This is a genomic window from Synechococcus sp. CCY9202 (genome assembly GCF_034931685.1).
Classification (GTDB): Bacteria; Cyanobacteriota; Cyanobacteriia; order PCC-6307; family Cyanobiaceae; genus CBW1002.
The window spans coordinates 20,268-32,636 of record NZ_JAYGID010000081.1; the positions used below are offsets into that span (position 1 = coordinate 20,268).

Annotated in this window: 11 protein-coding genes; 7 read left to right on the forward strand and 4 right to left on the reverse strand. The window is 66.8% G+C overall.

What is annotated here, in order from left to right; genetic code table 11:
* Positions 1–38 precede the first annotated feature (38 nt).
* Together VB777_RS10870 and VB777_RS10875 are read right to left on the reverse strand one after the other, a co-directional pair.
* Complete coding sequence (locus VB777_RS10870) at positions 39–713, reverse strand: 2OG-Fe(II) oxygenase (protein WP_323248875.1); 675 nt, start codon at positions 711–713, stop codon at positions 39–41.
* Positions 704–1,246, reverse strand: coding sequence for a protein phosphatase (locus VB777_RS10875; protein ID WP_323248877.1), 543 nt, complete (start codon positions 1,244–1,246; stop codon positions 704–706). Before VB777_RS10875 ends, VB777_RS10870 begins: the two co-directional genes overlap by 10 nt.
* 69 nt (positions 1,247–1,315) lie before the next feature.
* Here VB777_RS10875 and VB777_RS10880 point away from each other — a divergent pair, with 69 nt between their 5' ends.
* From VB777_RS10880 to VB777_RS10905, 6 genes are all read left to right on the forward strand, one after another.
* Positions 1,316–1,570 (forward strand): hypothetical protein, encoded by a 255-nt coding sequence (locus tag VB777_RS10880; RefSeq protein WP_197158187.1) that lies wholly within the window; start codon positions 1,316–1,318, stop codon positions 1,568–1,570.
* A gap of 5 nt (positions 1,571–1,575) precedes the next feature.
* The gene (locus VB777_RS10885; protein ID WP_323248879.1) at positions 1,576–2,409 is read left to right on the forward strand and encodes a methyltransferase domain-containing protein; all 834 of its coding nucleotides are present in this window, start codon (positions 1,576–1,578) and stop codon (positions 2,407–2,409) included.
* A 3-nt stretch (positions 2,410–2,412) separates the two neighbouring features.
* Positions 2,413–3,807 carry an extracellular solute-binding protein gene (locus tag VB777_RS10890; protein WP_323248880.1) on the forward strand — a complete coding sequence of 465 codons (1,395 nt, stop codon included), beginning with the start codon at positions 2,413–2,415 and terminating at the stop codon, positions 3,805–3,807.
* Positions 3,804–5,063: a mechanosensitive ion channel family protein gene (locus VB777_RS10895; RefSeq protein ID WP_323248882.1), complete on the forward strand. Its 1,260-nt coding sequence runs from the start codon at positions 3,804–3,806 to the stop codon at positions 5,061–5,063. The genes VB777_RS10890 and VB777_RS10895 overlap by 4 nt, the downstream gene beginning before the upstream one ends.
* A 24-nt stretch (positions 5,064–5,087) precedes the next feature.
* Entirely contained in the window at positions 5,088–7,883 is a 2,796-nt protein-coding gene (locus VB777_RS10900; protein WP_323248884.1) for an HAD-IC family P-type ATPase, read from the forward strand.
* An 81-nt stretch (positions 7,884–7,964) separates the two neighbouring features.
* Complete coding sequence (locus VB777_RS10905) at positions 7,965–8,333, forward strand: AbrB family transcriptional regulator (protein WP_323248886.1); 369 nt, start codon at positions 7,965–7,967, stop codon at positions 8,331–8,333.
* Positions 8,334–8,422: 89 nt separating this feature from the next.
* Here the strand turns inward: VB777_RS10905 and VB777_RS10910 are convergent, their stop codons facing one another.
* The gene (locus tag VB777_RS10910) at positions 8,423–9,283 is read right to left on the reverse strand and encodes a CsgG/HfaB family protein (protein ID WP_197158199.1); all 861 of its coding nucleotides are present in this window, start codon (positions 9,281–9,283) and stop codon (positions 8,423–8,425) included.
* 358 nt (positions 9,284–9,641) lie between these two features.
* Between VB777_RS10910 and VB777_RS10915 the strand changes: the two genes are divergently transcribed.
* Complete coding sequence (locus VB777_RS10915; RefSeq protein WP_197159013.1) at positions 9,642–10,118, forward strand: redox protein; 477 nt, start codon at positions 9,642–9,644, stop codon at positions 10,116–10,118.
* Positions 10,119–10,156: 38 nt separating this feature from the next.
* Here VB777_RS10915 and VB777_RS10920 read toward each other — a convergent pair whose 3' ends face one another.
* The gene (locus tag VB777_RS10920; protein ID WP_323248888.1) at positions 10,157–12,352 is read right to left on the reverse strand and encodes a putative bifunctional diguanylate cyclase/phosphodiesterase; all 2,196 of its coding nucleotides are present in this window, start codon (positions 12,350–12,352) and stop codon (positions 10,157–10,159) included.
* Positions 12,353–12,369: the final 17 nt, after the last annotated feature.

Genomic DNA, 12,369 nt, shown 5'->3' on the forward strand with positions numbered 1-12,369 from the left:
CGACCCCGTCCCTGCGCTTGCTTCGGCGGCGCCCCAGCTCAGCCCTCCGCCAGCCTCGCCAGGTAATCCTCCAGCCGGCCGGCATTGATCCAGCCGGTGGCGATCGTTTTGGTGTGGGTTGGACTCACCCGACCCCGGTGAATGTGGGAGAGCCCGGCCGGAAAGATCACGAGCTTGCCCCGCTCGGCCTCCTCGTGGTGCTCCTGCCAGTGGAACTCGGTGCCCCCCTCCGGCAGGCTGTTGCCATAGAGGATCCAGGCGAGCACGCGGCGATTCGGCTCGGTGGCCTCCTCGCTCAGGGTCCAGTCGCAGTGCCAGCTCCTGAAGCCTTCCCCGGGGGCGTACCGCTGCAGGTTGAAGATCGGGTTGACGAACAGGGCCTGCTCCGGGCAGCACTGGCGCAGCAAGGGACGCTCTTTCAGGTACTGGTTCAGGCCGGCGGTCACACCGCGCACGATCACCTCCGCCAGGGCAAAGGCCTCCGGATCGCTGCGGTCGATGGCCACCAGGCTGATGTCGGTGGAGATCTTGTCGGGCTCCTGGTCGCCGCCGGCCGCTGCCGTGCCCTGGCCTTCTGTGCTCTGCCCCTCTGCGCCGCCTGAGGAGAAGGCCACACCGCGGCGCTGCAGGTCGGGGCGGCGATCGAAGAAGGCGATCACCCCATCGGCAAGGGCTTCGTAGCCGGCATTCCGGTAAGAGGCGATCAGGCGCATGGGCCCTCTCCAGCCGTGCCGTCCGTGCCGTCCGTGCCGTCCGTGCCGCCCGCGCTGCCGGGGGCGTCGCCGTGTCCGTTCCCGTTCTGGGCCCAGGGCACCGCCAGCACGGCCTCCAGGGCCTGCCAGCGCTCCGGCTCCACCACCCGCTCACTCAGGCCCAGCTGCTCCAGGGCCGCTGCCGCCGCCTGCCGATCCACCGGCCCCTCGCCCGCCAGGGGCAGCACCAGCACCTGCTGCTCGGCCGGATCCGCCATCACTTGCAGACCCAGATCCTCCAGCTCCCGCTCGAAGAACAGGCGCCGCATCCGGCGGGTCAGCACCGGCCCCAGGGCGGCAGCGAAGGCCTCCAGGTCGTCACGATCGTGGCCGGCGCCGCAGTTGAGCGCCAGCCAGATCAGCAGTTTCGCCCAGCTGTCGCGGGTCCACAGGGGCGCAAAGCTCTGGCGGTGCTGACGCACCAGTTCGGCGATGGCGAAGTCGAACAGGGTGGCCTGCAGCGCCGCAGCTGAGGCCTGGGAATCGGAAGCCATCGGCCCATCTTCCCGCCAAGGTCGCCGCCAGCGGGCAAACTGCAGAGGCAACGTCCCTGGAGACGCCTGATGCCCCTGGATCTCAACGACCCGGAGCTCGAGTTCGCCGATCTGGTGACCGCCTACCAGAGCTGGGTGATGGCCGTCATCAACGACGAGAAGCTCGGTGGTGAGCCCCTGCTCACCGAGGACATCGCCGACGATGCCCTGAATGCGATGCGCTTTCTGCCCGACGTGGTGACCAGCGCCATCGAAACCACCCTGGCCCGCGTCTACGACGTCGATCCCGACGAACTGGCCTCGCTGCTCTACCCCGAGGACTGACCAGCGTGGCCGCCGCCGCCTACGTGCTCGGAACCGAGCCACCCGAGCGGGAGCGGCTGCGCCTGCAGCATGAGGTCTGGTTGCCCCTGGCCCAGGCAGCCTGGGAGCGGTCCCAGCTGGCACCGGGTCAGCGGGTGCTCGATCTGGGGGCTGGACCGGGCTTCTGCAGTGTGGAGCTCGCCCGGGCGGTGGGGGCGAAAGGGCGGGTGCTGGCTCTGGAGCACAGCGACACCTACGTGGACCACGCCCGTGCGGCGGCTGCCGCCGCCAACCTCGCGCAGCTGGAGGTGCGCCGCCACGATCTCGCCGGCGATGGCCCGTTCGACTGGGGGCGGGAGGCCGGCAGCTTCGATCTGGCCTGGAGCCGCTGGCTGGCCATGTTCCTCCCCCGGCTGGAGCCCTTTCTGGCCCTGCTGGGGGAGGGCCTGAAGCCGGGCGGCCGCTTCGTGGCCCATGAGTACGTGCACTGGGACACCTTCGCCCTGCACCCCTATGGCGAGGCCGTGGACCGCTTCGGCAGGGCCGTGCGGGCCAGCTTCCGCGAGGCCGGTGGCGATGAGGATGTCAACCGGCGCCTGCCGGCCCTGTTGGTGAGCCGTGGCTTCCGCATCGACGATCTGCGGCCCCTGCCGGTGCTGGGACGCGGCGGCGATGGCTGGTCTCAATGGATGGAGCGGTTCGTGAGCCTCTACGGCGAGGAGCTGATCCGCCAGGGCCGCTGGAGCGAGGCCGATGCCGAGGAGGCGGCGGCGGAAATGGCGGCGGCACGCTCCGATCCCGGCAGCTACTGGGTGGGCCCCACGGTGCTCGAACTGCGGGCCACGCGGGTGGGCACCTGACGGATGGCTGAGCGGCCTTGGCAGAAGCGACGCTTGCAGCTGTGGCTCCGGCACCATTCCCCTGTGGCCCTGCCCCTGGCGGTGCTGCTGCTGGTGATCGGGGGCTTGTCGCTGAGGAGCGCGGTGCAGTGGCTCGGCCGGGATGGTGATTCCGCCAGCCCTGCACTGCGCTCGAAGCTCCAGGGCATGGCCCTGGGGAGCCTGGAGCTGGTGTCCGGTCCGCAGCTGAGGGGCACCCTCTACATGGGAATCGTGATCGACCCGGACCGAATCCTCAACCCTGAGGCCTATGGGGATCTGACCAAACGGGTTCAAAGTCTCACCAATTCATTCCGCACCGTTCATCCCGGCGTGACGGTGCAGCTGCAGTTGTTCCGCAGTGACAGCCTCATCCCGAAACTGAAAGCCAGGGTGCGCAGCGGTCTCGGTCCTGACCTGCTGGTGGCCAGTGGACTGATCGCCGGTGATCTGCATGCCATGGGTCTCTCCGACTCCGTGCAGCTGACGGCGCAGGAACAGCAGCAGTTCCATCCGGCATCCCTCGCTCGCCTGCGACTGCCGAATGGGCGGCTGAGCGGCGTGCCTCTGTTGTATTTCCCCGAGGTGATCTGCTTCAACCGCAGCAAGCTGAAGACCAGTCCAGCCACTCTTGAGGAGCTGCTGCAGGCCAGTGCAGAGGGCCTGCGGGTGGGGCTGGCCACCAATCCGATCAACATCTACTGGACGGCCGGTGCCCTCGGCGCCAATCAGGCCCTCGTCACGGTGATGCAGGGCAAACCACTCCAGCCGGAGCTGCGCCAGCGGCTGCTGGGCTGGCTGCGCTGGTTGCAGTCCGCCAGCCTGCAGCAGCGGGTCACCTTCTATGCCGATCAGGGTCAGGTGCTGGACGACTTCCTCCACGACCGGCTCGATTGGATCGGCTGCAGCAGCACCAACTTCACGACCCTCCAGCGCCAGCTGGGTCCGCGGCTGGGGGTCGCGACCATGCCCTCCGGCCCCGGCGGTGAGCCCACCCCGATTTCGCGGGAGCGGGTGATGGTGCTCGGCAAGGGCTCCAGCCCGGATCAGCGCCGGATTGCCATGGCGATGGCGAGCTTTGCGATCAATCCCCTGATTCAGCGCAGCATGACGATCGGCACCTTCTCCCTGCTGCCGGTGAACAGGTTCGTGCCGCCACCGGTGAGCAGCTCCTCGACCCTGGAGGCCCTGGTGGAATCCCAGCGCCAATCGAATGCCACCGAGCCGTTGCTGGATCTGCTCGATCCTGGGGATCCCCGTCTGGACGCGCTGGCCCAGACCCTGGTGCAGCTGGTGTTCGGTGCCCTCAGCCCTGAGGCGGCCACCGAGGCCCTGATCCGCGATCTCCGGCCTCTGCCTTCCCTCCCGGCCAGCCCATGATGCAGTTGCTGCAGGATTTCTTCGGCTGGTTCGGTTATCTCGAGCGGCCCTCCGTGCTGGGCCAGGTGTTGCTGGTGCTCCTGCCTCTGGTGGGGCTGCATCTGTTGCGAAGGCGGTTGCGCCGCCGCTCTCCTCTGGTTCCTCTGCTTCTGCCCCTCACCCTGGCTCTGATCGGTCTGGGAATTGGCCTGCTGGCCTGGGCTGGTCAGCCCTACGGGTTGGCCCTGCTTCTGCTGCAGCTGCGTGCAGCCTGGTTCGGGCTGGATCTGCTGCAGCTCCTGCTGACGAAGGTGCTCCCTTCCGGACTCCTGCATCAGCTGCAGAGTCGTCTGATTCGTCCGGCTTTTCTGGTGCTGGCGGGAATAGCCCTGATCGACCAACTCGACACCCTCGACGATCTGGCGCTGATCTCAGTCGGCACCTGGTTCGGAGTGCCGCTGGATCTGAGCAGGCTGTTTCTGGCGCTGGTGATCCTCTATCTGGTGGTGGTGGGCTCAGGCCCTCTGGCGGCGGCCCTGGCCCTGTTGGTCAAGAAGGTGCTCGAGATCGATGAGGGCAGTCGCCGTGCCGTGCAGTTGCTGTTCCGCTACCTCGTGGTGGCGATCGGCGTGATCTGGGTCTGCAGCCATCTCGGCCTCAATGCCACCGCGATCCTGGCGATCGCCGGCGGGCTCTCGGTGGGGCTGGGCTTTGGCATCAAGGAGGTGTTCTCCAATTTCGTCAGCGGCCTCTGGCTGCTGTTCGAGGGGTCGGTGCGGCCCGGTGAAGTGCTGTTCATCGATGGGGATCCCTGCGAGGTGCGCAGCCTCGGTCTGCGGGCGGCGGTGCTCTGGCGCGACCGCGACAACGCCGAGCTGGTGATCCCCAACCAGACCTTCTTCACCAGCACCACCACGACCTACACCGGCAGCGATCGCATGCGGCGCTCCCAGGTCAGTGTGGGAGCGGCCTATCGCCATGATCCCGAGCAGGTGGTGGCGCTGCTGGAGGCCACGGCCCGGGCCCAGGCGCGTGTGTTGCCCTCGCCGCCGCCCAAGGCGCTGGTGCTCGCTTATGGCGAATCGTCGATCGATTACGCCCTGCGTTTCTGGATCGCCAACCCGATGGACAACGTCTCGATCTGCAGCGAGGTGAATATGGCCGTGTGGAAGGCCTTTGACGCGGCGGGCATCGAGATTCCCTTCCCCCAGAGGGTCGTCAAGACCATCGAGGCGCCCAGTTCCGTTGCCGTTCCCCCCTCGGCGCCTGATCGATAGGGTTCGGGCACCTGCCGGATCCCGATGAGCACGCTGCCGTCCGCTCCGCCGGGTCTCCAGGCCCAGTCCGCGCAGGAGGAGCTGATCGATGCCCATGCCCGTGCCGGCCCGGAGCTGCTGACCAGGCTCGGCAGTGATTCCAGTGCAGGCCTGGCGGCCGCCGAGGCGGAAGCCAGGCTGCGGCGCCAGGGCCCCAATGCTCTCACCAGTCGCGGCGGGCAGCCGGGCTGGCTGCGCTTCATCGGCCAGTTCCACGATCCGCTGCTCTACACCCTGCTGGCGGTGGGGGCGATCAAGGCCCTGATCGGTGATCCGCGCGAGGCCCTGGTGATCTGGAGCGTCACCCTGATCAATGCCGTGATCGGCTACGTGCAGGAGAGCCGGGCCGAAACCGCCATCGCCGCCCTGGCCCGCTCGGTGCGCACGGAGGTGACCGTGATCCGCGGCGGCCAGCCCCAGCGTCTGCCCTCCGAGCAGCTGGTGGCCGGTGACCTGGTGCAGCTCGAGGCCGGCGACAAGGTGCCGGCCGACCTGCGGCTGCTGCAGGCCCGTTCGTTGCGGGTCGATGAATCCGCCCTCACCGGCGAATCCCTGCCTGTGGCCAAGGGCACGGCCGCCGCACCCCTGGACACCCCCCTGGCGGAGCGCAGCGGCATGACCTATGCCGGCAGTTTCATCACCGCTGGCCAGGGCCAGGGCCTGGTGGTGGCCACGGCCGATGCCACCGAGGTGGGACGCATCTCCACCTCGCTGCAGGAGCAGGTGAACCTGAGCACGCCGCTGACCCGGAAGTTCGCCCGCTTCAGCACCACGATTCTGCGCTTCATCCTGGTGCTGGCCGTGCTCACTTTCCTGGTGGGGCTGCTGCGGGGCCGCGCTCCAGCCGAGATGTTCGATGGCGCGGTGGCCCTGGCGGTGGGGGCGATTCCCGAAGAACTGCCGGCGATCGTGACGATCACCCTGGCGATCGGGGTGAACCGGATGGCCCGCCGCAACGCGATCATCCGCAAGCTGCCGGCGGTGGAAACCCTGGGCAGCACCACCGTGATCTGCTCCGACAAGACCGGCACCCTCACCCAGAACCGGATGACGGTGCGGGAGGTGTACGCGGGAGGGGTGGTGCTGCGGCTGGAGGAGCTCTGGCCCGAAGCCCCCGGGGCGACTCCCGCCCCCGCCGAACCCCAGCCCGTCGCAGCCCACACGGCCGATCCCCTCGCCGCCAACGTGGCCCTGCGCGAAACCCTGCTGGCGGGCCTTCTCTGTAACGACGCCCGCCCCAGCCACGATCAGACCCTGCTGGGGGATCCCACCGAAACCGCCCTGCTGGTGGCGGCCCAGTCCGCCGGACTCGACCGGGACCGCTCCCTCGATCGCCACCCGCGCCGCGATGCCATTCCCTTTGCGGCGGAGCAGCAGTTCATGGCCACCCTGCACGGCAACGAGCGGATCCTGGTGAAGGGATCGGTGGAAACGGTGCTGGCCCGCTGCAGCCACCAGCTGGCGGCCGATGGCCGTGAGGAACCCCTCGGGGTGTCGAGGATCGAGGCAGTGGTGACGGCCATGGCCGGCCGCGGTCAGCGGGTGCTGGCCTTTGCGGTGGGGCGGGCCGAACCACGCCAGACGCGGCTTGAACCCGACGACGTGGCTGCTGATCTGGTGTTTCTGGGGCTGCAGGGCATGCTCGATCCGCCCCGGCCGGAGGCGATCCAGGCGGTGGCGGCCTGTCAGGCCGCTGGCATCACCGTGAAGATGATCACGGGGGATCACATCGAAACCGCCCGTTCGATCGCCCGTCAGATCGGCCTGGGCCGGCCCGCCGCTGCGGGGCAGGGGCGGGAGGTGCGGGCTCTGGAGGGTCGGGAGCTGGAGGCGATGAGCCCCGATCAGCTGGCGGCCTGCGTGGGTGAAACCGATGTCTTCGCCCGGGTGGCCCCGATCCAGAAGCTGGCCCTGGTGCGAGCCCTGCAGGCCGGTGGAGCCGTGGTGGCGATGACCGGCGATGGCGTCAACGATGCCCCTGCGCTCAAGCAGGCCGATATCGGCATCGCCATGGGCCGCGGCGGCACCGAGGTGGCCCGCGAGGCCGCCGACATGCTGCTCACCGACGACAACTTCGCCTCGATCGAGGCGGCGGTGGAGGAGGGGCGCGCCATCGCGCTCAATCTGCGCAAGACCCTGGCCTTCGTGCTGCCCGTGAACGGGGGCGCCTCGATGACGATCCTGTTTGCGGCCCTGTTCGGCCTGGAGCTACCGGTCACGGCGCTGCAGGTGCTCTGGCTGAACATGATCAATGCCCTGCTGATGTCGGTGCCGCTGGCCTTCGAGCCCAAGGCGCCCCTGCTGATGCAGCAGCCCCCCCGGCCGCCGGGCCAGCCGTTGCTCACCCCCGCCCTGATCCAGCGGGTGCTTCTGATCTCCCTGTTCAACTGGGCGCTGATCTTCTCGCTCTTTTCCTGGGGACAGGCGCAGGGCAGCTCTCTGGCGCTGTCGCGCACGATGGCGATCCAGGGATTGGTGCTGTCTCAGGTGGTGTATCTGCTGAGCATCTCCCAGATCGGCAAGCAACCGATGCGCTGGATCCGTCGTGGTTGGCAACAGTTCACCCAGGCGCCGGTGTTGATGCTGGGTCTGGGTCTGGCGATGCTGTTCCAGGTGGTGTTCAGTCAGCTCGGCTGGATGAACGCCTTCTTCGGAACGGCACCGTTGGGCATGACGCAGTGGTGGATCTGTGCATTGCCGATGCTGCCGATGATTCCGCTGGCCGTTCTGGCGGAGTGGCTCGATCCCACCACGGGTCGGAATGAACGCTCGGCCAGGTGATCGGTCGCATCGTGTAGGACCTCCGTAGCTGCCTGAATGACGATGACCCGCTATGTTTAATGCGTTCATCACATCGACCCAATGCTCACGGGATCCGATCTACTCGCCAAGGTCAAGGAACTGGGCGATGTCTCCAAGTCCGAACTGGTCCGCAGCTGCGGCTACGTCAGCACCAAGAAAGACGGCAGCGAGCGGCTGAACTTCACTGCCTTCTACGAAGCTCTGCTCGAAGCCAAGGGCGTCAGCCTCGGCGACGGCGGCAGCAAAGGTGTTGGCAAAGGCGGCCGCAAGCTGAGCTACATCACCAAGGTGCAGTTCAACGGCAACCTCCTGGTGGGCAAGGCCTACACCGCCATGCTCGGCCTGCAGCCCGGCGAAGAGTTTGAAATCAAGCTCGGCCGCAAGCAGATCCGTCTCGTGCCGGTCGGCGGCGTCGACGACGAGGAGTGAGCCGCCAATCGGCTTGACTCCGAAGGGCGGCGGGTTGCAGTGGCGCCTGTCCTGCTTCCCGCCTGCCCGATGCCTTGCTTGTCCGGCAATCACTCCAGCTGCAGCGTGCCCCGGGTGCGCTGGCGTCGCTCGAAGTCCTGAGACTCATAGCGGGCCATGCAGTCTCCCTGAGGCACCAGCAGGCAACTCACGTAATCCGAGGCTTCCACAAGTGCCGCACGGATCGCTTTCGCCGCCGGTGTGCGTTGTGTTTCGCTGCTGTTGTTGCCGAAATTCAATGTGCCTGCGGCGCCGGTGAGTGCCTGGCCTGTCCGCCCCATGTTCGGTGCCAGATAGAGAGCCAGTCCGGCCGCCGGCAGGAGACTCCCCCCTGATTCGCGCGCCTCGCTCACATTGCTCGCCCGTCCTTCAACGGTGCGACGGCCCACCACCTCGCCGCTGGTGCTGTCGACCACTCGCACATCGATCGCCACGTAGTCCTTGGTTTCGAGCTGCTGTTTGCGAGTGCCGAAGCCCAGCAGGCCGAAGTTGCTGCCCGAGCTCTTGCTATCCACCGTTGAGTCGTAGGAGGTCACGGTGCCAAGCACGATGTAGCGCGCCCCGGTCATTCGCCCTTTCTGTGCCGCATTCGTGCCCTGGCGCACAATGCCAAGCTCAGTCAGTTCCTGCTCTGACAGCACCTCCTGCAGTTGCTGCCGCTCCACCACCTGCAGGGTGCCGGTGGCCTGCAATTCGTTGGCCAGTGCCGCGGCCAGATCCGTCGCCACAGGGCCCTGCCACCACCAGGCTGGCTGTGTCACGGTGTTCTTGAAGTTCGGCACCGAAACGGTGGGTTTGCCGCCACGGATCGCCTGCTGAGCATTCGCGGCGGGCGAGCCCAGCAGCAGAGTCAGCAGGGGCAGGGCGAGGGACAGCCGGATCCAGGGCGCCGCCATGGGTTGTGTGGTCATCTGCGGGTTCAACTCTGCGGAATGTTGTCGTTCTGGCCCTCAGGGACTCTGCGCTGCATGGCTGGTGTCCCCCGACGACCACTCCGCATTCTGCGAGTCCTTCTCCCCCGCTTGCCTTGGTTGGAGCGTCAGTTGCCAGGCTGGTGTCAATGCCCGAACTGGACGAGGCTGGGCGGCATTCCGTAGTGACGCCCACGTTCCAGGGGGCCAACGGTTCGGTTCACTGGAGTCACTCAGCCCTTGATCCGTCCGATACGGATCTCCTGCCATGACCGCCACCCCCCTCTCCGCGGCAGCCCATCCCTCCCCTCTGCCCCTGCAGCAGGAGCGTGAACGATCAGCGCCGAGGCCGGCGCCGATGTTCGAAATGATTCCCTACGAGCGCTTCCGCGATACGCCGGCGGTGCGCTTTTACGACATCACCGTGCCCACCTCCAATGCCCGCGATCTGGTGGTTCACAGCGGCCCGGCGATCAGCCCACCGGATGATCCTGAGACCGGCGCCTGGCAGTTCTATCTGCATCCCCACCAGGAGGACAACCTGCTCGCCCTGCACGGCGGCCGCACCTTCTATCTGGTCAACCTGGGCTGGAACTATCCGTTCCACATCGTGCGCTTGCAGACCGGAGGCGACATTCTCCGCATTCCCCCCGGTACCTTCCACCGTTCCGTCTCGGACCCCAATGGCTCAGTGGTGATCAACCAGGCCGTTCGCGACGAGGGGGCCAGCGTGGTCCGGGAGTTCCGTGTCTACAACAGCCATGACATCCCCCGGCTGTTCGCCACCACCTCCCGCACCGCTCCCCTGCCGAAGCTTCACGGCGTCCGCTGGTAAGGGGCCTTGGTGCGTGCAGGCCTGCTCGGCACCGTCGTTCAACCGGCGGTGCCCTGCAACTTGCTGGCGAACTGCTCCGGGGGCAGGGGCCGATCGAACAGGTACCCCTGGAACAGATCGCAACCCAGCTCCTGAAGCAGGTTCCACTGCTGCTCGGTTTCCACGCCTTCGGCCAGGGTGCGCAGGCCCAGTTCGCGCGCCATGCTGATGGTGGCGCGCAAGATCACGCGATCGGTGATCGTCTGCTCAAGGCGGTCCACGAAGCAGCGATCGATCTTGAGTTTGCTCAGATGCAGCGAATGCAGCGTGGCCAGAGAGGAGTAGCCGGTACCGAAATCATCGATGGCCAGCTTGAAGCCCATTGCTGTCAAAGCGTTCAGCTGTTCCGACGCTTCCTTGGGATAGGCCATCAGGGCCGTTTCGGTGATCTCCAGTTCCACCTGCCTGGCTGCCAGGCCATGCCGCTGCATGGCCGAGCGCACGGTGTCCGGCAGGGAGGGAAGGCGGGGTTCGAGTTGCACGGCTGAGACGTTCACGGCGATCGGCGGCACGATCAGTCCCTGGTTCTGCCAGCTGAGGATCTGGGCGAAGGCTGCTTCGATCACCCAGGCCCCGATCGCATGGATCTGGCCGGTCTGCTCCGCGAGTGGAATGAATGTGTCGGGAGGAATGGTCACCCCCTGGTGATTGGTCCAGCGCACCAGGGCTTCGGCGCCCACGATCACCCCCTCCCCATCCACCTGGGGTTGGTAGAGCAGGCGCAGCTGCCCCCGTTCCACGGCATGCTCCAGCTGGGTTTCCATCTCCAGCCTGGCCCGCAGTCGCTGGCTCACAGTTGTGGAATAGGCCTGCATCTGGTTGCGGCCACGGCGCTTGGCTTCCATCAGGGCTGAATTGGCGCACTGAAGCAACGTGTGGGCATCACTCCCATGCTCCGGGCAGCTGCTCACGCCGACGCAGGCGGTGGGCTGCACCGGCAGGGTCTGGCCCACGAGCCTGCCTGACGCAAGCTTGCTCTGCAGTGCGTGCCCCAGTTCGACCGCCGCCCCCAGCGAGGTGATGCCGCGATGGCGGATCACCAGGAATTCGTCGCTGCCCAGCCTGGCCACCCAATCGTCCGGCTGCAGCAAATCGCGTAGCGTCAGAGCGGTGGAGCAGAGCACCCGGTTGCCGACCTCGGGCCCGAAGGTCTCGTTGACCGAATCGAACTGATCGAGATCCAGATTGATCAGGGCGATGGATTCGTTGTAAGTCTTGCTTTGCAGAAGCCCCTCCAGATGGCGCAGCGTCGCGGCTTTGTTGGGCAGATCGGTGAGTGAATCACGGTAGGCGGCATCCTCGAGCTGGCGCTCGAGTTCGTGCATGGTGGTCACGTCCTGTACGGTGCCGATCGTGGTCAGCGGCCATCCCCGGTTGTCGTAGGTGGTTTTGCCCCGCTCGAGCACGTGTTTCTCGCGTCCATCCGGGAAGAGCAGGCGATGCTGGATGCGATAGGCATTGCCGCTCAGGAGGGCCTTCTGATAGGCGGCGTCCACGGCCCTGCGATCGTCAGGATGGACCAGCGTCAGGAAGTTTTTGTAGGTGTTGGGCGGGGCGTTGGGATCGACTTCGAAGATCCGGAAGGTCTCATCTGACCAGCTCAGATGACCGCTGGCATGAATCAGCTCCCAGCTGCCGATGTGGCTGATCTCTTCGGCTTCGCTCAGCTGCCGGTTCATCTGGGCGAGCTTCCAGCTGATCTCCCCCTGCTCGGTCTGATCCAGAAAGGCCTGCAGGATGATCGGTTGCTGATCCACCTGCACCCGCAGAAACCGTACGGTCACGTTGCGGATCAGCCCTGTTTTGCTGCGGTGAAGGGAGGCAAAGCTGCCATGCCCTTCCTGCAGCATCCGGGCCGCCAGTTTGGCGAGCCAGACGCAGGCCTCGTTGTGGTTGGCCTGGATCTCGGCGGGGTCGAGGGCGAGAAATTCCTCCCGGCTGTACTCAAGCCGTTCGTGGGCGGAACGGTTGCAGTCGAGGAAGCGGAGCGCTATGGGATCGAACAGCACGTAGTCGTCGCCACTGACCTCCGGGGCGTAGCGGAACACATCAGCGAGGCTGAGGGCGCGGGGGATGAATGGATCCGCCGGCTCGTCGGTAGGGTTCTCGGTCGCTGGGCCGCTGGCCCTGAGAACCAGAGGGACCTTGGTTCGCAGGGGATCGTGCGGATTCGACGACGCTTGAGGCCCGACCATGGTCACCCCGAGCCAGC